General features: G+C 72.0%; 16 protein-coding genes, 1 rRNA gene and 2 riboswitches. Of the genes, 4 read left to right on the plus strand and 13 right to left on the minus strand.

Annotated features, from left to right (window positions below; all coding sequences use genetic code 11):
• Positions 1–139 precede the first annotated feature (139 nt).
• On the plus strand, positions 140–712 hold the full coding sequence (locus ACWGJO_RS26315; RefSeq protein ID WP_452187398.1) for a hypothetical protein: 573 nt from the start codon (positions 140–142) through the stop codon (positions 710–712).
• A 456-nt stretch (positions 713–1168) separates the two neighbouring features.
• On the plus strand, positions 1169–1360 hold the full coding sequence (locus tag ACWGJO_RS26320; RefSeq protein ID WP_188300053.1) for a DUF5999 family protein: 192 nt from the start codon (positions 1169–1171) through the stop codon (positions 1358–1360).
• Positions 1361–1480: 120 nt separating this feature from the next.
• Here ACWGJO_RS26320 and gcvP read toward each other — a convergent pair whose 3' ends face one another.
• Positions 1481–4381, minus strand: a complete 2901-nt coding sequence (gcvP, locus tag ACWGJO_RS26325) for an aminomethyl-transferring glycine dehydrogenase (RefSeq protein ID WP_452187400.1) — start codon at positions 4379–4381, stop codon at positions 1481–1483.
• Positions 4382–4484: 103 nt separating this feature from the next.
• A riboswitch (glycine riboswitch) is annotated at positions 4485–4617 on the minus strand.
• Position 4618: 1 nt separating this feature from the next.
• Positions 4619–4722: riboswitch (glycine riboswitch) on the minus strand.
• Between the two features lie 226 nt (positions 4723–4948).
• Here gcvP and ACWGJO_RS26330 point away from each other — a divergent pair.
• Both ACWGJO_RS26330 and ACWGJO_RS26335 read left to right on the plus strand, forming a co-directional pair.
• Positions 4949–6169 carry a PRC and DUF2382 domain-containing protein gene (locus ACWGJO_RS26330; RefSeq protein WP_452187402.1) on the plus strand — a complete coding sequence of 407 codons (1221 nt, stop codon included), beginning with the start codon at positions 4949–4951 and terminating at the stop codon, positions 6167–6169.
• 189 nt (positions 6170–6358) lie between these two features.
• A complete protein-coding gene (locus ACWGJO_RS26335) occupies positions 6359–7855 on the plus strand; it encodes an MFS transporter (protein ID WP_452187404.1) in 1497 nt (498 codons plus the stop codon).
• Positions 7856–7996: 141 nt separating this feature from the next.
• On the opposite strand, the gene ACWGJO_RS26340 is transcribed toward ACWGJO_RS26335, so the two are convergent.
• The 12 genes from ACWGJO_RS26340 to rrf form a co-directional block, all read right to left on the minus strand.
• Entirely contained in the window at positions 7997–9412 is a 1416-nt protein-coding gene (locus ACWGJO_RS26340) for a DNA polymerase IV (protein ID WP_452187406.1), read from the minus strand.
• Between the two features lie 66 nt (positions 9413–9478).
• Positions 9479–10201, minus strand: a complete 723-nt coding sequence (locus ACWGJO_RS26345; protein WP_452187408.1) for a SanA/YdcF family protein — start codon at positions 10199–10201, stop codon at positions 9479–9481.
• A gap of 94 nt (positions 10202–10295) precedes the next feature.
• Positions 10296–10940: a MerR family transcriptional regulator gene (locus tag ACWGJO_RS26350; protein ID WP_452187410.1), complete on the minus strand. Its 645-nt coding sequence runs from the start codon at positions 10938–10940 to the stop codon at positions 10296–10298.
• A 223-nt stretch (positions 10941–11163) separates the two neighbouring features.
• Positions 11164–11640, minus strand: a complete 477-nt coding sequence (locus tag ACWGJO_RS26355) for a bifunctional nuclease family protein (RefSeq protein WP_224276619.1) — start codon at positions 11638–11640, stop codon at positions 11164–11166.
• A 97-nt stretch (positions 11641–11737) separates the two neighbouring features.
• On the minus strand, positions 11738–12433 hold the full coding sequence (gene ftsR, locus ACWGJO_RS26360; RefSeq protein WP_359915026.1) for a transcriptional regulator FtsR: 696 nt from the start codon (positions 12431–12433) through the stop codon (positions 11738–11740).
• 179 nt (positions 12434–12612) lie between these two features.
• A complete protein-coding gene (locus ACWGJO_RS26365; protein ID WP_452187412.1) occupies positions 12613–13494 on the minus strand; it encodes an FHA domain-containing protein in 882 nt (293 codons plus the stop codon).
• A gap of 229 nt (positions 13495–13723) precedes the next feature.
• Positions 13724–14920 (minus strand): DUF881 domain-containing protein, encoded by a 1197-nt coding sequence (locus ACWGJO_RS26370; protein WP_452187414.1) that lies wholly within the window; start codon positions 14918–14920, stop codon positions 13724–13726.
• Positions 14913–15245 carry a small basic family protein gene (locus ACWGJO_RS26375; RefSeq protein ID WP_030062488.1) on the minus strand — a complete coding sequence of 111 codons (333 nt, stop codon included), beginning with the start codon at positions 15243–15245 and terminating at the stop codon, positions 14913–14915. The genes ACWGJO_RS26370 and ACWGJO_RS26375 overlap by 8 nt, the downstream gene beginning before the upstream one ends.
• Positions 15242–16330, minus strand: a complete 1089-nt coding sequence (locus ACWGJO_RS26380) for a DUF881 domain-containing protein (protein WP_452187416.1) — start codon at positions 16328–16330, stop codon at positions 15242–15244. The genes ACWGJO_RS26375 and ACWGJO_RS26380 overlap by 4 nt, the downstream gene beginning before the upstream one ends.
• Before the next feature lie 191 nt (positions 16331–16521).
• A complete protein-coding gene (locus tag ACWGJO_RS26385; protein ID WP_387688284.1) occupies positions 16522–19017 on the minus strand; it encodes a sugar phosphate nucleotidyltransferase in 2496 nt (831 codons plus the stop codon).
• A gap of 124 nt (positions 19018–19141) precedes the next feature.
• The gene (locus tag ACWGJO_RS26390; protein WP_359915003.1) at positions 19142–19762 is read right to left on the minus strand and encodes a CDP-alcohol phosphatidyltransferase family protein; all 621 of its coding nucleotides are present in this window, start codon (positions 19760–19762) and stop codon (positions 19142–19144) included.
• Between the two features lie 100 nt (positions 19763–19862).
• Positions 19863–19949: ribosomal RNA gene (rrf, locus tag ACWGJO_RS26395) — 5S ribosomal RNA — on the minus strand; the annotation flags it as partial.

Below are 19949 nucleotides of genomic sequence, written 5' to 3' on the forward strand. Positions count from 1 at the left end.
GTCGACGGCGGCGACCGCGCCGGCACCGCGATCCTGCACAACCGGACACGGCCGGGCCCCCGTCACCGAAGACGCGTCGCCCGCCACGCCGGTATGCCGCACTCGCACGCCGATCTCGCTTGGAGAGGCGGACCCCGCCATGACTCTGCAACCCCCCCAGCCCCCGCCGAGCGCACTGCGCGCCGTCCTGGGCGCGCTCGACTCGGAGACCGCGCTGCGCCAGCCCGCCGCCGCAGCACTGCGTCATCCGACCGGCCCGCTGCTCCCCGCCCACCCTCTCGCGGTGCACGTCCTGACCGGCGGGCGCCCGGAGCTCCCGGCCGCCCGCCGCACCGGCTGGCGCTTCCTGATCAAGGACGGCGCCGAGGTGGCCGCCGCCGCCGAGGTGGTGCAGAGCACCGAGGGCCACACCTTCTCCCACTTCACCGCGGGCCCCTACCTCGACTCGACGGTCCGGGCGCTGCGCGAGGCCTGGCAGCTCGCCCAGACCTCCCGGACCCGCCAACAGCCCCGGCTGCTGACCTTCCCCGGCCAGTACGCCACGGCGCTGTGGCTGCACAGCCCCGACGGCGACCCGGCCGCCGACCTGCTGATCCCGCTGGCCCCGGCCCCGCTCGGCGTCACCGCGCACCGCGCCCGCCCGGCCGCCGAACTGCTGCCGCTGCTCGCCCGCACCCCGCTCGCCAGGCCGCTGCTGCTCGGCTCCTCCTGACCCACCGACGCCCCCTCGGGCCGCCGGGCCCACCCGCCCGGCGGCCCGAGGCCGTACCCGCGCGCCCGCACGGCGCCCCGCGGTCCCCGGCCCCGCCGGCACACCCGCCCCCGCGACTCCTCACCCGAACGGCGACCACCCGTCCGGGTCATCCGGCATGGCCTCATCGGGCCATGCCCCGACTGACCCGCTGGTGCGCCTTTTCCCGTCGGCCCCACCTGAACGGGTGATCTCTACCCGGGAGTTGTGGCGCATGTCACGAAATCCCTGCGCGCGGGTCCCGGGATGCCGACACTGGGAACCAGCGTGGAAGGACCCCCTGTCCTACCCACTTGAACGCCGGTCCACACTAGGCCGGCGTGCGGACAGGATCCGACCACCGCGGCGGTTCCGGACGGCACGGCCTCCGGCGACCGCACCACGGGGAGGATCGCAGAGCGAAGCGAGGGTACGCGTATGTGCCAGCACCGTCCTGAGTGCCCATCGGCCGAGTCCGAGGACCGCGAGGCGGCCGCGTCGGTGGCCCGTCATCCGGAGCAGGGCTGGAGCCTGCTCTGCAACGGCGTCGTCCTGTTCGAGGACACCGGAGAGCTGCTGCCCGACGGCCGGGTGATCGCCCCGCGCCGCCCCGTCGCCCACGCGGCCTGACCACCCGTACGGCCGTACGGCGGGGGCAGCCGCCGACTCGACGGCACCACGGGCAGGGCCCCGGCGGAAACTCCGCCGGGGCCCTGTCGTGCGGGTCGGACCTCCAGGGGCCCGGTCCGGTCAGACGCCGTACTCGTCCAGCGGCGGGCAGGAGCAGACCAGGTTGCGGTCGCCGTACGCGCCGTCGATCCGGCTCACCGGCGGCCAGTACTTGTCCGCCGGGTTCACGCCGGCCGGGAAGACCGCCTCCTGCCGCGAGTAGCCGTGCGCCCAGTCGCCGGCCAGCGTGGCGGCGGTGTGCGGGGCGTTGCGCAGCGGGTTGTCGTCGGCCGCCCACTCGCCCGAGCCGACCTTGTCGATCTCGGCCCGGATGGTGATCATCGCGTCGCAGAACCGGTCGATCTCGTACAGGTCCTCGGACTCGGTCGGCTCGATCATCAGCGTGCCGGCCACCGGGAAGGACATCGTCGGCGCGTGGAAGCCGTAGTCGATCAGGCGCTTGGCGATGTCGTCCACCGTCACGCCCGTCTCCTTGGTCAGCGGGCGCAGGTCGATGATGCACTCGTGCGCGACCAGCCCGCCCGGGCCGGTGTAGAGCACCGGGAAGTGCGGCGCCAGGCGCTTGGCGATGTAGTTGGCGTTCAGCACCGCGACCTGGGTCGCGCGCTTGAGGCCCTCGCCGCCCATCAGCCGGACGTACGCCCAGGAGATCGGCAGGATGGCCGCCGAGCCCCACGGCGCGGCCGAGATCGGGCCCACGCCGGTGGCCGGGCCGGCCTCCGCCTGCAGCGGGTGGTTCGGCAGGTACGGCGCCAGGTGGGCGCGCACCGCGACCGGGCCGACGCCCGGGCCGCCGCCGCCGTGCGGGATGCAGAAGGTCTTGTGCAGGTTCAGGTGGGAGACGTCCGCGCCGAACTTGCCCGGCTTGGCGAGGCCGACCAGAGCGTTCAGGTTGGCGCCGTCCACGTACACCTGGCCGCCGGCCTCGTGCACCAGGGCGCAGATGTCGGTGATCTGGGTCTCGTACACGCCGTGGGTGGACGGGTAGGTGACCATCAGCACCGACAGGTTGTCGCGGTGCTGCTCGATCTTGGCCTTCAGGTCCTCGACGTCCACGTCGCCGTCGACCAGGGTCTTCACCACGACCACCCGCATGCCGGCCATCACGGCGGAGGCCGCGTTGGTGCCGTGCGCGGAGGACGGGATCAGGCAGACGTCACGCTGGGTGTCACCGTTGGCGTGGTGGTAGGCGCGGACGGCCAGCAGGCCGGCCAGCTCGCCCTGCGAGCCGGCGTTCGGCTGGATCGAGACGGCGTCGTAGCCGGTCACCTCGACCAGCTGCTGCTCCAGCTGGCGGATCAGGGTGAGGTAGCCCTGGGCCTGGTCGATCGGCGCGAAGGGGTGCAGCTGGCCGAACTCCGGCCAGGTCACCGCCTCCATCTCGGTGGTCGCGTTGAGCTTCATGGTGCAGGAGCCCAGCGGGATCATGCCGCGGTCCAGCGCGTAGTCCCGGTCCGACAGGCGGCGCAGGTAGCGCAGCATGGCGGTCTCCGAGCGGTGGCTGTGGAAGACCGGGTGGGTCAGGTACTCGTCCTCGCGCAGCAGCGCGGCGGGCAGCGCGTCGGCGGTCTCGGGGACCTCGACCGGCTCGACGCCGAACGCGGCCCAGACGCCGGCCAGGTGCTCGCGGGTGGTGGTCTCGTCGGTGGAGACGGAGATCCGGTCCGCGCCGTCCTGGAACACGTTGATGCCGTTGGCACGGGCGGCGGCGGCGATCTCGGCGGCGCGGCCCGGGACGACGGCGGTGACGGTGTCGAAGAACTCGCCGTGCAGCAGCTCGACGCCGCCGGCCCGCAGGCCCTCGGCGAGGGCGGCGGCGTAGCGGTGGGTGCGGCGGGCGATGTCGGCCAGGCCGTCGGGGCCGTGGTAGACGGCGTACATCGAGGCCATCACGGCGAGCAGCACCTGGGCGGTGCAGATGTTGCTGGTGGCCTTCTCGCGGCGGATGTGCTGCTCGCGGGTCTGCAGCGCCAGGCGGTAGGCGCGGTTGCCGTCGACGTCGACGGAGACGCCGACCAGGCGGCCGGGCAGCGAGCGGGCGTACTCGGCGCGCACCGACAGGTAGCCGGCGTGCGGGCCGCCGAAGCCCATCGGCACGCCGAAGCGCTGCGAGGTGCCGCAGGCGATGTCGGCGCCCAGCGAGCCCGGGGACTTGAGCAGGGTCAGCGCGAGCAGGTCGGCGGCGACGGCGACGATCGCGCCCAGGCCGTGCGCCTGCTCGATCACCGGGGTGAGGTCGCGGACCACGCCGGTGGCACCCGGGTACTGGAGCAGCACGCCGAAGACGCCGCGCTCGGCGATCTCGGCCGGGATGCCCTCGGACAGGTCGGCGACGACGACCTCGACGCCGGTCGGCACGGCGCGGGTGTTGATCACCGCGACGGTCTGCGGCAGGGTCTCGGCGTCGACCAGGAAGACGCCGCCCTTGACCTTGGTGACGCGGCGGGCCAGCGCCATCGCCTCGGCGGCCGCGGTGCCCTCGTCCAGCAGGGAGGAGCCGGAGGTCGGCAGGCCGGTCAGGTCGGAGACCAGGGTCTGGAAGTTCAGCAGCGCCTCAAGGCGCCCCTGCGAGATCTCCGGCTGGTACGGGGTGTAGGCGGTGTACCAGGCCGGGTTCTCCATGACGTTGCGCAGGATCACCGGCGGGGTGAAGGTGCCGTAGTAGCCCAGGCCGATCATCGGCTGGAGCACCTGGTTGCGGCCGGCCAGCTCGCGCAGTTCGGCGAGGACCTGGGCCTCGGACCGGCCCGTGGGCAGGTCCAGGGCGGTGATGGAGCGGATCGCCTCGGGCACCGCGGTCCCGGCGAGCTCGTCCAGCGAGCCGTAGCCGACGGACGCCAGCATCTTCTCCTGCGCGGCGGCGTCGGGGCCGATGTGGCGGTTCTCGAAGGGGCTGGCCAGCTCAAGCTCGGTGAGGGTCGAGGCGCCGGTGGGGCGTCCCGCGTTCGGCTGGGCGTTCATGGTGGTCGAGGCCTCCTGGTCACGGACCGGCGGGGGTACGCACGCCGGCCGGCCCCACCGCTGCGGGCAGCGGACGAGCCTGGGCGCGCGGACCCAACAGGCCTCCCCCTCTGTCATCGGGACCTGAGAGCTTCACCCGCACGGAGCACTGTGGGCGCTCCGCCGGCTTGCACCGTCGGTGAGGGTGGTGATCGCCGGCTTCCGTGCCGACGCTCCTGCCCTGCTTTCCAGAGTGACCTACCCCACACGGTACGGATGCCTGAGAGATTCCGGGGAGGAGTTGCTCCTTCGGCGCTCCGACCAGCGGTTTTCGTGATCGGAGACTCTCCCGAGCGGGCTCTGCGGTCGCCGCCCAGGGTACCAGCGGGAGGCCCCCCGATCACGGGTGTGTCTGGTCACTGGAGGTCTACGCGCGTCCCCCGGACGGTCCAGTGCCAACCCCGTACGGCGCACGCGGGGTCGCGATCGTCCGATTCATGGCTTTTGGTGTGAAGTGGCGGACGGAATCGGGTGCTCCGGCCGCCTTCCTGCGGGAGTTCCGCAGGTTCAGCGCGCGGGAGGAAAGAAGTGCAGACGGACATCGACCCCCGGGACCTCATCGGCCACAAAGCCGTCGACCGCAACGGAGACAAGATCGGCACGGTCGACGAGGTCTACCTGGACGACGCCACCGGCCGGCCCGGGTGGGCCGCGGTCCGGACCGGCATCTTCGGCCGGGACGCCTTCGTCCCGCTGACCACGAGCGAGTTCGCCGGCGACGAGCTCCGGGTGCCGTACGACAAGTCGCTGGTGAAGGAGTCGCCGGACTTCGGCGTCGGCCAGCACCTGTCCCCCGCCCAGGAGCTCCAGCTCTACCGCTACTACGGCCTCGACACCCCGATGGACAGCCGCCCGAACGGCGAGAACGGGAGCCGGCCCAGGCAGCCCGACCTCGACTTCGGCACCACGGCGGCGGCCGCCGCCACGACGACCGCGGCGGCCCCGGCCAAGTCGCTCACCTTCCACACCCCCGAGCGGTCACCCGAGCGGTCGCCCGAGCACTCCCCCGAGCCCGCACCGGCCAGGCCCCCCGTTGCCGCAGCCCCCGTTGCCGCCGACACCACCAGGACCGCCCCGGAGGCCGACATGCGGACCCTCAGCACCCCCGCGGCCCCCATGGCCCCCCCGCCGGCCGGGCCCGGCTTCGCCGCACCCGCCGCCGCCGCCGCCCCCGCCGCCCCCGTCGTGGAGCCGAAGCCGCAGCCCGCCGCCACGCCCGTCCCCACGCGAGCCCCGGTGGCCACCGCGGCCGCGACCGTCACCGCCGCCGCGAACGCCGACGCCTCCTCGTCCGCCCCCAGCAGCCCGGTCGAGATCACCTGCCGGGAGGAGCGACTGGAGATCACCACCGAGTGGCACACCCTCGGCACCGCGAAGCTGCGCAAGTACGTGACGACCGAACAGGTGGAGCGCCGCATCCCGGTGGTCCGCGAGCGCGTCCGGGTCGAGCGGACGCCGATCAGCGACGCCGAACGCGCCACGCTCACCGAGAAGGAGATCTCCGAGGCCGTCGAGGAGGTGACCCTCCGCGAGGAACGCGCGGTGGTGCGCAAGTACCTCGCCCCCGTCGAGCGGGTCCGCCTGATCGTCGAGCGGTACACGACCGAGGAGGTGGTCCGGGAGGAACTCCGCCGCGAGAACGTCGAGGTCCACGACGCCACCGCCTCGCCCTCCACCGCGTCCCCCGGCGTGGCCCGTGACATGGCCCACGAGGCGCCCCGCCCGGCCGGCCTGCGGCCGGGCGTCTGACCGCGGGGGCAGCGCCCGCGAACAGGGCCCCGGACGGTGTCCGGGGGCCGGGTAGGGCGCCCCCAACACCCGAGTAGCCGTCCCCACCCGTTGGGTTTTGCAAAGCTTAACCGCTCGATATTTGACACTCTGAAGTATCTCCCTGCATGGTTGCTTCAGTTCATTCACTATGTACGGGAGGAAGCAACCGTGAGTGAGGCACCACAGCCCACCACCGCGGCCGAGAAGCAGAGCAGCGCCCGGGTCCTGCCGGCCCTCATCCTGGCGATGCTGTCGTTCAGCGTGGTGCAGACCGCGGTCGTCCCGATCCTGCCCTCGCTGGCCAAGGAACTGAGCGTCTCCGCCTCCAGCATCACCTGGCTGATGACCGCCAACCTGCTCTCCGCAGCCGTGCTGACTCCCCTCCTGGGCCGCTTCGGCGACCTCCGGGGCCGCAAGCCGATGCTGCTGATCTCGCTGGCCGGCCTGGTCGCCGGTTCGGCACTGGCGGTCAGCACCCACTCCTTCACCTGGCTGGTCGTCGCCCGTGTCCTCCAGGGCGCCGGCGGTGGCGTCCTGCCGCTGGCGATCAGCATCGTCCGGGACGAGCTGCCCAAGCGGAAGGTGACCGGCGGCGTCGCCGCCATCAGCGCCTCGATGGGCGTCGGCTCCGGCCTCGGCCTGGTCGCCACCGGCCTCCTGCTGGAGCACTGGGACTACAAGTCGATCTTCTGGATGGGCCTGGTCTTCGGCCTGATCGCGATCGCCCTGGTCGCCTTCCGCGTCCCGACCGACCCGGTCACCGACAAGGAGGGCGGCGCCGACCCGCTCGGCGCCCTCACCCTGGCCGGCTGGCTCTCCGCGCTGCTGGTCGCGGTCAGCCAGGGCAACCACTGGGGCTGGACCTCGAACAAGACGCTCGGCCTGTTCGCCGTCGCCGCCGTGGTCGCCCTGGTCTGGGGCATCATCGAGACCAAGGTCGCGCACCCGCTCGTGGACATGAAGATGATGGCCCGTCCGGCCGTCGCCTTCACCAACGTGGCCGGCCTGCTCATCGGCTTCGGCATGTACGGCTCCTTCATGGTCATCAGCAACTTCGCCCAGACCCCGGAGAAGCTGACCCACTACGGCTTCACCGCCAGCGTGCTGCACGCCGGCCTCCTGCTGCTGCCGTCCGCGATCGGCTCGATGGTCGCCGCCCCGGTCGGCGCCCTGCTGATCGCCCGTCGCGGCCCGCGTCTGCCGCTGGTCCTCGGTGGCGTCCTCGGAGCCGTCGCGATGGCCTACCTGGCCGTGCGCCACGGGCACGAGGGCGACATCTACACCGCCTCGGCGATCTTCGGTCTCGGCGTCGGCCTCGCCTTCGCCGCGATGCCGGCCTACATCAACGGCGCCGTCCCGGTCGAGCAGAGCGGCATCGCCAACGGCATGAACTCCGTGCTGCGCACGGTCGGTGGCGCGATCGGCACCGCCGTCATGGCCGCCATCCTGACCGGCGACACCATGAAGCTGCCGCCGCAGATCCCGCTCTCCCTGCCCACCCTGGACGCCTACAAGCACGCGTTCTGGACGGCAGCCGTGGTCTGCGCCGTCGCCGGCGTCGTCCCGTTCCTGATCCGCGGCGCCACCGCGGCCGCCACCGCGACGGTCGCCGGCGGTGCGGCCCAGCAGGACTCCAGCCCCGAGCTGGTCAAGACCGACGCCTGACAGGGCGTCCGGCCCCCGCGCTCAGGGACAGGGCGCGGGGCCCCGGCCTCCGTACGTCGCGAGGGCATCACGAACGTACGGGTCCGGCACGGTGATCGGCCCCACCCGGTACTCCCCCACCGGGTGGGGCCGCTTCGTGTTTCAGGCGCTCTCCGCCGGACCTCCGCCCTCGTCCGGCGCTCCGTCCGCCCCCTCGTCCCGGCGCAGCGGCAGCGGCCGGGAGGGTTCGAGCGCCGGGTCGTCCACCGCGAAGGTCCGCACCCGCCCACGCTCGCTCCACGGCGTCTCGAACCGTACGGTGACCCTCCCGACGCCGCTGCCCTGCACCCAGCCCGGTCCGTACTCCGCGTGCCGGACGTCCTGCCCGGGCATCCAGCGCCGCACCACGACGGCCTCCGGCTCCTCCGCGGCCTCCTCGGTCTCGGCCGCCGCCTCCGCGTGCTCCGCGGCCTCCTCCCGCAGCGCCTGGGCGAACAGGTCCTCCTGGGTGTAGTCGGCGAGTTGGGCGACGCCCACGCCGAGCAGCCGGACCCCGCCGGTGATGTCGACCTGCTCGGCCAGCCGGCGCGCGGTCGCGGTGATCACCGTCTCGTCGTCGGTGGGCCCGCCCAGCGTCTCCGAGCGGGTCAGCGTCGAGAAGTCGAACCGCCGGACCTTGAGCACCACCGTCCGGCCGGAGCGCCCGGCCGCCCGCAGCCGCCGCACACACCGCCCGGCCAGCGCCTCCACCTCGCGCAGCACCCGCTCCCGGTCGGCCAGGTCCACCTCGTAGGTGTCCTCCACCGACACGGACTTGGCGTCCTGGTCGGCGATCACCGGCCGTTCGTCCAGCCCCGTGGACATCTGGAAGATCCCCGCGCCGTGCGCCCGCCCGACCAGCTGCACCAGCTCCGCCTCCCCCGCCTCCGCGAGGTCGGCCACGGTGTTCAGCCCGGCCCGGCGCAGCACCTGCTCGGTGGCCGGCCCGATCCCGGGCAGCGCCCGCACCGGCATCGGGCCGAGCACGGCCCGCTCCTGCCCGGGCTCGACCATCACCAGCCCGTCCGGTTTGGCCTGCTCGGAGGCGATCTTGGCCATCAGCTTGGACCCGGCCGCCCCGACCGATCCGGTCAGCCCGGTCAGCCGCTGGATGTCCGCCCGCAGGTCCTCCGCCAGCGCCAGCACCAGCCGCTCGCCGGTCTCGTGGTCGGCCTCCAGCAGCGCCGGTCCGTACGGACCGGCCTCCAGGTCCACGAAGGCCTCGTCCAGGCTGAGCGGCTGCACCAGTGGGGAGAGCTGCCGCAGCAGCCCCATCACGATCTCGCTGTTCTGCCGGTAGGCCTCGAACCGCCCCGACAGGAAAGCGGCGTTGGGGCAGAGCCGGCGCGCCTGCGCCATCGGCATCGCCGAGTGCACCCCGAACCTGCGTGCCTCGTACGAGGCCGTGGAGACCACCCCGCGTCCGCCGAGCCCGCCGACGACCACCGGCTTGCCGCGCAGGCTCGGCTTGGCCGCCTGCTCCACCGCCGCGAAGAAGGCGTCCATGTCGAGGTGGATGATGCTCGGCAGAGATCGCACCCGCCGATCATCGCGTACGGGTCCGACAGTGCGTGCGAACCCGGCCGGACGGCCCGCGCTTGGGGGCTACCGCTTCGCCGCCTCCGCCAGCGCCTTCGGGATGCCGTCCTCCTGGGGCCCCAGGAACAGCGGGTCCGGCCGCAGCCAGGCGTTGGCCGCCGCCTTGCCCGCCCCGGCGACCTCCCGCAGCCCGCCGTACAGCCAGGTCGCGTCGTGCAGTTCCGGCACGCCGACGGCGTAGGAGCGGATGCCCGCCGCCTCGCACAGGGCCAGCGCGCGGCGGACGTGGAAGTCCTGGCTGACCAGCACCGCGTGGTCCACCCCGAAGATCCGGCGCGCCCGGGTGCAGGAGTCCCAGGTGTCGAAGCCCGCGTAGTCGCGGACCACCCGGTCCCCGGGCACCCCGTGCTCGGTCAGGTAGGTGTACATCGCGTCGGGCTCGTCGTACTCGACCCGCCCGTTGTCCCCGGTCACCAGGATCGCCTGCACCTTCCCCTCCCGGTACAGGTCCACCGCCGCGACCAGCCGGTGCTCCAGGTACGCGGAGGGCTTGCCCTGGTACAGCCCGGCGCCGAAGACCACGGCGACCGGCGCGGAAGGTGCGCTCTCCACCGTGCCCACCCGGTCCCCGGCGGCGAACCACACCCAGGCGCTCGGCGCCAGCGCGAGCGAGCAGAGCACCGTTCCGACCTGGAACACCCTGCGCTGCGTCCGCCGCTGCCGCAGCCGCGTCCTCAGCAGCCCGGCCCTGCGCCGCAGCAGCCCCGATATTCCGGTGCCGACCTCCACGTGCCCTCCCTCGATCCCGTCAACCAGGCAACACGACGAGGCCGCGGGTCCGAACGGTTCCCCGTCCGGGCCCGCGGCCCCGTCGAACGCCTGCTCAGACCGCCCGGTTGCGCCGCTGGGCCAGCTCGTCGGCCGGGTCGTGCCCGACCAGGGTCTCGCCGGTGTCGGTGCGCTCGGCGTGCAGCCGGCCGAGGGTGAGCTCCAGCTCCCGCCAGACCGCTCCCACCGCGATGCCGAAGACTCCTTGACCGCCCTTCAGCAGGTCCACCACCTGTTGCGGCGTGGTGCACTCGTACACCGTCGCGCCGTCGCACATCAGCGTCAGCCCGGCCAGGTCGGCCTGGTCGGCGGCCTGGAGGTGGGCGACCGCCACCCTGATGTTCTGCAGCGAGACGCCCGCGTCGAGCAGCCGCTTCACGATCTTCAGCAGCAGGATGTCGCGGAAGCTGTAGAGCCGCTGGCTGGTCGACGGGTACGCGGTGCGGACGCTGGGCTCCAGCAGTCCGGTACGGGCCCAGTAGTCCAGCTGGCGGTAGGTGATGCCGGCCGCCGCACAGGCCGTCGGGCCGCGGAAGCCGAGCAGGTCGGACGTCGGGGCCAGCCGCTCGATGGCCGGCTGGCCCGGTTGCACGGCCGGGAACCTGCTCATCCGGGGGAGATCCGTGACGGTGCGAGCGGTGCGCGGCATGTGCACGGCGCACCGGCCTCCCACGGCCGCGTCATCGCCGGTGCTGCTCATGCCTGCCTCCGTCCACTTGTGCTGCGGGCAACCCGACTGCGGGCATCGGCCACCCGGACAGCCACTCCTGACGGTAGGCAGTCCCCTATGACCCGTCAACGATCGCCACGCCGGGTCAGACAAACCACATCACTCAGGAGAGTGGTTTTTCGTGCCCCTAGTGTGGGTAGATGGACGGTTTTTGGCAAAACGGTCGGCCACATGGCCGCACGGCCGGTCCCCGCTACTGCGGGCCGCTGCCCCCGAAGTCCTCGGGCGACACCTGGTCGAGGAACTCGCGGAACTTCTCGACCTCGTCCTCCTGCTCGTCCGGGATCGCGATGCCCGCCTCCGCGAGCACCTCCTCGCTCCCGTAGATCGGCGTGCCGGTGCGCAGCGCCAGCGCTATGGCGTCGGACGGCCGGGCGCTCACCTCGACCCCGCCGGAGAAGACCAGCTCGGCGTAGAAAACGCCCTCCCGCAGGTCGGTGATCCGGACCTCGGTGAGCTGCTGGCCGAGCGCCTCCAGGACGTCCTTGAAGAGGTCGTGCGTCAACGGGCGCACCGGCGTCATGCCTTGCTGGGCGAAGGCGATCGCGGTCGCCTCGCCGGGGCCGATCCAGATCGGCAGGTAGCGATCGCCCCCGACCTCCCGCAGCAGCACGATCGGCTGGTTGGAAGGCATCTCCACTCGGACACCCACGACGTCGAGCTCATTCACACACGCAACCCTATGGCTCCGCTCCCGGATATGAAAGCGCAGAGCAGTCGCCGCTGGTCAGCGCGGTGCAGCCGGTGCAGCCGGAATACCACGGCCGCTATCCGCGGGACCGCAGACCGGCCTGGACCATCGCCGCATGCAGCCGCACCGACAGGGTCGCGAGTTCCCGGGCGGTGGCCTCCGCGTGCGCCCTGGTCTGCGGGTTCCGGTGCCGGCGCAGCGGCGCCACCACCTGCTCCACCAGCGCGATCTCGCGGTCCGCCGCGGCCTTCATGGCGCGCAGGTGCCGGGGCTCCAGGCCGTACCGGCCGAGCTCCGCGACCAGTCGGGCCACCTGGAGCGCCTCGCCGTCGTAGCCGCCGTCCGGGCCCGCGGCGACCAGCCCGTAGGACTCCCACTCGGCCAGCTCGGGTTCCCCCGCCTCGGCCGCCGCGAGCAGTTCGGCACGCCCCAGCCGGACGCCGGAGGGCACCTCGCCGGCGGCCACCAGCTCCCGGTCCGCCTCCTCCAGCGGCCCGGGCCGGGTGTCGGCGGCGGAGGGCAGCGCGGGAGGGTTCTCGCCGCGCTCGATCGCGTCCAGGTGCTCCCGGATCACCCGCAGCGGCAGGTAGTGGTCCCGCTGCATGCGCAGGACGTAGGCCAGCCGCTCGACGTCGGCCGGGCTGAACTTGCGGTACCCCGAGGGCGTGCGCTGCGGCTCGACCAGCCCCTCCGCCTCCAGGAAGCGGATCTTGGAGATGGTCACCTCGGGGAAGTCGTCGCGCAGGAAGGCCAGCACCGCGCCGATACTCAGCAGTTCGTCACCGCCGCGCCGCCGCCCGGCGGGCCGCTCGCTCCGGAGCGGCTGCCGCGGGCCCGCGACCACCCCGCGCCCGCCGCGGTCCGCCTGCGGACCGGACGGGGTGGGGGTGGCCGCCCCGAGAGAAGAGGAAGGGGTATTCGTATTCACTCGGGCTCCTGCCGACGTCGCTTTCAGTACCCCCGGTTGTGGCCGGCGAAGAACACCAGCCGGTACTTCCCGATCTGCACCTCGTCGCCGTTGTTCAGCGACACCTCGTCGATCCGCTCCCGGTTCACGTAGGTGCCGTTGAGGCTGCCCACGTCCGCGACGCTGAAGCCGGCCGGGGTGCGGCGGAACTCCACGTGGCGGCGCGAGACCGTGACGTCGTCCAGGAAGATGTCACCCTGCGGGTGACGACCCGCCGTGGTGATGTCCGAGTCCAGCAGGAAGCGGCTGCCGGAGTTCGGACCGCGCTGCACGATCAGCAGGGCCGAGCCCGGCGGCAGCGCGTCGATCGCCGACAGCACCTCGGCCGACAGGGCCGGCGTGGCGCCGGTGCCGGTCGTGGTGGTGGGGTCGTACGACTCCAGGCCGGAGATGGAGATGGTCGACGTGGTCTCCGCCGCCCCCTCCGGGAGCAGGCCGCCGCGCAGCGCCGTGCCGCAGTTGGAACAGAACCGGGCCGAGGCCGGGTTCTGGTTGCCGCACCTGGGGCACGGAGTGGGGCCAGCCATGTTCACAGCCTCCTGGCGCGGCACACCCGACGGGTTGTGCCCGGCGTACGGATCCGGGGTAAACCCTCCACCAGAGGTTGAGGGTCCTGACGGGAAACCTATGCGCGGCTCGCCGGAGGGGTCAACCGACGCGCCGTAGCCCGCCGGATTCCCCGCGTACTGGGCGGCGCCGCCGTCCCGGTACAGCTGCTGACCTGCGTACGGCGCGGCCTCGGGGGCCGGACGCATGCCCGGCACTGCGGGCTTGTCCTCCGGTCGGCGGTGACGCGCGGTGGGCGCCTCGACGGCGGCCGCGTCACGGCCCTTGTTGCGACCGAACAACTTCGAGAAGAAACTCACGGGCGAATCCCCTTGCGTGTGACAGACCCGCCCGCGGGGCAGGGTGAGAACCTCGGACATGCTGCGAGCCCGGTCGTTGCGGCTCGGGATCGCCGGCGCGGTACCCCGGCGGTCGGTACTGCGGTTGTTGCTCCGGAGCGTACTGGTGCGAACCAGTCTCGCCCATGTGACGGCGGCGTCCCCCGGCGGGTGCCGCCCGCCCTTGACGGGCCGTTCGTCGAGCGCCCCGTCACTTCGGAGCCGGCTTGGCGTACTGCGGCGACTTCGGGTCCACGAGGGCGTCGACGACCACCTTCTGCTGCTGGGCGATCGTCGCCCGTGCCTGGTGGCTCTCCAGCGTGCGGACGACACCTCCCGGGATGTTCAGCGCGGGTGTCAGATCCTGCGGGTTCCCCACGACCGTGAAGCGGTAGGGCTGCGAGACCTTCTTCCCGTCGATCTGCACTCCACCGCCCGACAGGTCGGTGAAGTAGGTGTTGACCACCACGCGCACGTCGTTGATCTGAATCGCCTCCGCCCCCGCCGCTCGAAGTTCTTGCAGGGTGTCCAGCAGCATATCTGCCTTCACCTGCCCTTGGGGATCATCGACCGTGAGTACGATGCCCGGACCAGTGGCTTTGACGGTACCGGCGAGCACACCGAGCTCCGTCACCTTCTTCCTGGTCTGTTCCTGGGCCTCCTTGGCCTGGTTGGAGCTGTTCTCCAACTTCGCCAGGGACTGCTCCAGCTCCGCCTTCTCCTGCTGGAGACGCTGCTGACGGCTGTCCAGTTCGTCGAGGATCCGCACCAGGTCCTCCTGACGGGCCCCGCGCAGCTGGCTGTGGTGGTCGTTGGTCGACCGCACCTGGATCGCCAGCCCCAGGCCGAGCGAGAACAGCAGCAGCGCCACCACCAGCTGCCCGCGCGACAGCCGCGGCGGCCAGAGCGCCGCCTTCAGCCGCCGCCGGCCGGTGTTCCGGTCCGAAGCGGGCTCGGACTCGGGCGCCGCTTCCGGCTCGACCTCGACCTCGGGCTCGGACTCGGGCTCGGGCTCGGACTTCGCCTCGGCGACGGGCCCGGCCTTCGCCTCCGGCTTCGTCCCGGCTTTCGTCCCGGCCACGGGTGCCGGCCCGACGACCTTCGTGAGCCGCAGCGTCGGCTCGGGCGCCGGATCGGCCTCAAGCTCAGCCTTAGCGTCAGACTTCTCCTCCGGGGCCTTCTCGGCGGCGGTCCCCCCGGCCGCCCCGGCCGGGTCCTCCGAGCCTTCCGGACCGGACTCCCCGTCCGCCTCCGGCCCGGGGGCACCCACGGCCTTCTCGGCGGGCTTCACAGCCGCCTTGGCACCGACGGCCTCCCGAGGTTCCCCGCCCCGCTTCCCGGCGGCCGGACCGACCGCCGCCGCCTCCGGCTCCTCCGCCACCGCCTCCTCGCGGCGCGGCTCAGGCACGGAAGACATGGCGCCGGATCGCGGCCGCGTTGGAGAAGATGCGGATGCCGAGGACGACGACCACGCCGGTGGACAGCTGCGAGCCGACTCCCAGCTGGTCACCGAGAAAGACGATCAGCGCCGCGACCACCACGTTCGACAGGAACGAGACGATGAACACCTTGTCGTTGAAGATCCCGTCGAGCATCGCCCGGACACCGCCGAACACGGCGTCCAGCGCCGCGACCACCGCGATCGGCAGGTAGGGCACGACGGCGTCCGGCACCTCGGGTTGGACGAAGAGGCCGACGACCACCCCGATCACAAGACCCAGTACGGCAATCACGGTCTGGCTGCTCCTGTCCCTGTCGTGGTCTTGGTGGGTCCGGTCGACGGACGCCGCTTGGTGGTGGGAGTGCCGCCGGGCCCGGCCGACGAGGCCGATGCGGAAGACGGGGCCGATGGTGAGACGGACGCGGCGGGGCTCTCCTGGGTTCCGGCTCCGGTCGGCGGCGTACCGCCCGGAGTCGTCGGGGAGGCCGCGGGCGAGGTCTCGGGCGTCACCGGCTGCGCGGTCCGCAGCGTCACCCCCACCGCCGCCGGCAGCGTCAGGTTCTTCTGCACGGAGAGCGTCGACTTGATGCCGTACTGCTCCTGGAGCAGCCGCAGGTACTGCCCGGCCATGTCCTTCTCGAAGGCGGCGAGGAGCTTCGAGCCGTCCCCGACCGCCTGGATGCTGTACGGCGGCACCAGCGGCCGGTTGTCCACCAGCACCGCCTCGCCGGCGGCCCGGATCGCGGACAGCGCGGTCAGCCGCTGGCCGTTGATCGCGATCGCCTCGGCCCCGGATCCCCAGAGGCCGTTCACCACCAGCTGCAGGTCACGGTCCCGCAGCCGTCCGCTGTTGGAGAAGCCCTGCCCGGCCCGCGGGTCGACGTTGCCGCCGGCGCCCGTGCCCGTGGCGTCCTCCAGGACCAGCTTCAGGCCGGGCCCGGCGACCGGGCCGAGGCCCACGGCCCCGCTCAGCCCGCCGGGATCGCCGTCCCCCGAGGCGAGCGCCTGCTGCTGGGTGCTGTCGACCTTGAGCCGCAGCTCCTGCACCTGCTTCTGCAACTGGTCGGCCGAGGTGTTGCTGTCGTTGATCCGGTGGATCAGCGCGTCCCGCTCCTTGGCCAGCGACGGCTCGGCCTTGTGGGCGTTCACGGCGCCCACCGTCACCACCCCGCCGACCAGCGCCAGCCCGGCGCCGAGCGTGAGCAGCCCCTGCCAGGTGCCGGGTATCCGGCTGTCGCGGGCTCCACCGCGCGCGGCGGCCGCCTCCGCATAGCCCTCGTCCAGGCTGTGGTCCATCACATTGGTCAGCAAGGACATCGAGGCGTCCGGACGGTTGTACCGTCCGTTCGGGGCACTCGGTGTCGGCGTCGCTGGCATGGAGACCATCGTCCCACGCCGCCGACGGGCCCCGTGCACGGCCCCTGAGCTGCACACACGCTGCACACATGACGGAAAGTGACGGATTGTTCCGAATAGTGTGAAAACGGACAGCGGGGCGCACGGATCACACCGCGCGCCCCGCCGTTCGAGGCAGTTCCGAGCCTCAGGCAGTGCTCAACCCCGGACGCTCACCGCCCCGCTCCGTCGACCACGGCCGCCCACTCGTCCAGCAGCGCCTCGGTGGCCTCGTCGTCCGGGCCCTCCGCCCACAGGTGGGTGACCGCCTCGGCCGGGTCCGGCAGCACCAGCGTCCAGCGCCCGTCGGCCTCGACCACCCGGACGCCGTCGGTGGTGTCCAGCCGACGGCTGCCGGCCGCCTCCACCACCGAGCGCATGACCATGCCCTTGGCCGCCCACGGCGTCGCGATGTCCCGGCGCCGGATGTGCGCCTGCGGAATCCGCGCGTCGATCTGGCTCAGCGTGAGCTGGGTCCGTGCCACCAGGCCGACCAGCCGGACGAACGCCGCGGCGCCGTCCAGCACCCCGCTGAACTCGGGCACCACGAAACCGCCGCGCCCGTCCCCGCCGAATACCGTTCCCTCGGCGGAGGCCGCCTTCGCGAGGTCGTCCGGCGTCGTCGTGGTCCAGATGACCTGGGTGCCGTGGTACGCCGCGACCTGCTCGGCGATCCGGGTCGTGGTCACCGGCAGTGCCACCTGCCCGCTGCGCCGCTCGGCCGCGACCAGGTCCAGCAGCACCAGCAGCGCCCGGTCGTCGTCGATCACCCGGCCGAGCTCGTCCACGAACGCGACGCGCTCGCCCACCGGATCGAACCGGACGCCGAAGGCCGCCCGCGAGGAGGCGACCAGCTCGCCCAGCCTGGCCAGCCCGGCCCTGCGCTCCTCCGCGTCCTCCGTCGGCCTGGCCTCGTCCAGCCCGGTGGAGACGGTCAGCGCCTCGACCCCGAGCCGGCCGAGGATGCTCGGCAGGACCAGGCCCGCGCTGCCGTGCGCGGTGTCCACGACCACCTTCAGCCCGGCCTCCCGGACCCCGGTGGTGTCCACCGTCCGCAGCAGGTTGCCCGCGTAGGAGTCGAAGACGCTGGACGGGAAGGTCAGGTCCCCGATCTCCCCCGGGAACGCCCGCCGGTACTCCTGACGTGCGTAGACCCGGTCCAGCTTGCGCTGGCCCGCCTGCGAGAGGTCCGCCCCGCGCTCGTCGAAGAAGAGGATGTCCAGCGAGTCCGGCACACCCGGCGTGGTCCGCAGGAAGATCCCGCCGGCGCTCCCCCGGGCCGTGTGCTGCCGGGCCACCGGCATGGGCACGTTCTCCAGGTCGCGGACGTCGATCGCGGAGGTCTGGAGCCCCGAGATCATCGCCCGTTTGAGCGCGCGCGCACCACGCGAGTGGTCACGCGCGATGGTGACGGTGGCGCCCTTCTTCAGCGTCGTCGCGTACGCCCCCGCCAGCCGCACGGCCAGCTCCGGGGTGATCTCGACGTTCAGGATGCCCGAGACGCCGCGCACCCCGAACAGGTGCTCCTGGCCGCGCGACTCCCAGATCACCGAGGTGTTGACGACGGCGCCGGCCTCGATGGTCTTGAACGGGTAGACCCGGACGTTCGCCCCGATGATCGACTCCTCGCCGACCAGGCACTCGTCCCCGATCACCGCGCCGTCCTCGATCCGCGCGGCCCGCATCACATCGGTGTTCTTGCCGACCACGCAGCCCCGCAGGTTGCTCTGCGGCCCGACGTAGACGTTGTCGTGCACCACCGCCTTGTGCAGGAACGCGCCGCGTTTGACGACCACGTTGCTGCCCAGCACGGTGTGCTCGCGGATCTCCACGCCGGCCTCGACCTTGGCGTAGTCCCCGATGTACAGCGGCCCGCGCAGCACCGCCTCCGGATCCACCTCGGCGCCCTCGGCGACCCAGACGCCCGGGGAGATCTCGAATCCGTCCAGCTCAACGTCGACCTTGCCCTCCAGGACGTCGGCCTGGGCCTTGCCGTAGCTCTCGTGGGTGCCCACGTCCTCCCAGTAGCCCTCGGCGACGTAGCCGTAGACCCGCTTGCCCTCCTTCAACAGCTGTGGGAAGACGTCACTCGACCAGTCGACGGACTCACCCGCCGCCACGTAGTCGAAGACCTCGGGCTCCATCACGTAGATACCGGTGTTCACCGTGTCGGAGAAGACCTGCCCCCAGGTCGGCTTCTCCAGGAAACGCTCGACCCTCCCCTCGTCGTCCGTGATCGTGATGCCGAACTCCAGTGGATTCGGCACTCTCGTGAGACAGACGGTGACCAGAGCGTTCTTGCTGCGGTGAAAGTCGATCAATTCCGAGAGATCGAAGTCGGTCAGCGCGTCACCGGAGATCACCAGAAAGGAATCGTCCTTGAGCGCGTCCTCGGCGTTCTTGACACTCCCCGCAGTGCCCAGTGGCGTCTCCTCGTGGGCATAGGTCAGATGCATGCCCAGCTCTTCGCCGTCACCGAAATAGTTCTTGACCAGCGACGCCAGGAACTGCACGGTGACGACGGTGTCGGAGAGGCCGTGCCGCTTCAGCAGCCGAAGCACGTGCTCCATGATCGGCCTATTGGCGACCGGAAGCAGCGGCTTCGGCATGCTGGAGGTCATCGGGCGGAGTCGGGTGCCCTCGCCCCCTGCCATTACAACGGCTTTCATTACGGGTGCGTCCTCCTTCGCGGTGGTGGACCAACAGGTCCATCAAAGCGTTCCAGAAGGTTCTCTACCCGGAAGGTATCGTCCGACGCACCGATGAGGCGTGGGGCTTCTCTCAGATCACGTCTCAGACTGTGGACGCGGAGCCCGCGGTGCTCGCCCGGACGATCCGCCGCGCCTGAACCGCGTAAAGAATCGCGGCCCACCAGTACAGCGTCGTCCCCCACCAGATGAACGCCCAGCTCACCACCTCGGCCGGCCGGGCGATCCAGCTGTCCACGCTGCCGAGCAGCAGAAGCGGAAAGGCGTACATCAGATTGAAGGTCGCCGCCTTGCCCAGGAAACTCACCTGGAGCGGTCCGTAGCCGTGCCGGTTCAGAATCGGCAGCAGCGCGGCGATGAATACCTCACGGGCCAACAGGATCGCGGTGAGCCACCACGGCAGAATCTCACGCCAGGTCAATCCGACCAGCGTGGACAGCACATAGAGCCGGTCGGCCAGCGGATCGAGCAGCTGCCCAACCCGGCTGATCTGCCCCCACCGCCGGGCGAGCTTCCCGTCCAGGTAGTCGCTGATCCCGCTCAGCATCAGGATCAACAGCGCCCAACCGTCATTGTTGGGCCCGTCGAACACCGGCCACAGGATGAGCCAGAGAAAGAGCGGAACACCGACCAGCCGGCCCATGCTCAGCATGTTGGGGATGGTGAGGACGCGATCGGTCTGGACCCGCGTCTCCTGGACCTCCACCCGGGGGGCCTCCTGTCCCGTATGACGACAATTGCATGTTGACCCTACAACAGAGAAGCCCCCGACCGGTTCACCCGGCGGGGGCTTCTCTAGAATAATTGTTCGGCGGCGTCCTACTCTCCCACAGGGTCCCCCCTGCAGTACCATCGGCGCTGTAAGGCTTAGCTTCCGGGTTCGGAATGTAACC

Source organism: Kitasatospora sp. NPDC054795 (assembly GCF_053611565.1).

Bases quoted from the DNA above. Each gene is read 5' to 3' on its own strand.
- gcvP (WP_452187400.1), bottom strand. From the start codon at position 4,381: ATGAACGCCCAGCCGAACGCGGGACGCCCCACCGGCGCCTCGACCCTC.
- ACWGJO_RS26320 (WP_188300053.1), top strand. From the start codon at position 1,169: ATGTGCCAGCACCGTCCTGAGTGCCCATCGGCCGAGTCCGAGGACCGC.
- ACWGJO_RS26315 (WP_452187398.1), top strand. From the start codon at position 140: ATGACTCTGCAACCCCCCCAGCCCCCGCCGAGCGCACTGCGCGCCGTC.
- ACWGJO_RS26380 (WP_452187416.1), bottom strand. From the start codon at position 16,330: ATGCCAGCGACGCCGACACCGAGTGCCCCGAACGGACGGTACAACCGT.
- ACWGJO_RS26350 (WP_452187410.1), bottom strand. From the start codon at position 10,940: ATGAGCAGCACCGGCGATGACGCGGCCGTGGGAGGCCGGTGCGCCGTG.
- ACWGJO_RS26385 (WP_387688284.1), bottom strand. From the start codon at position 19,017: ATGAAAGCCGTTGTAATGGCAGGGGGCGAGGGCACCCGACTCCGCCCG.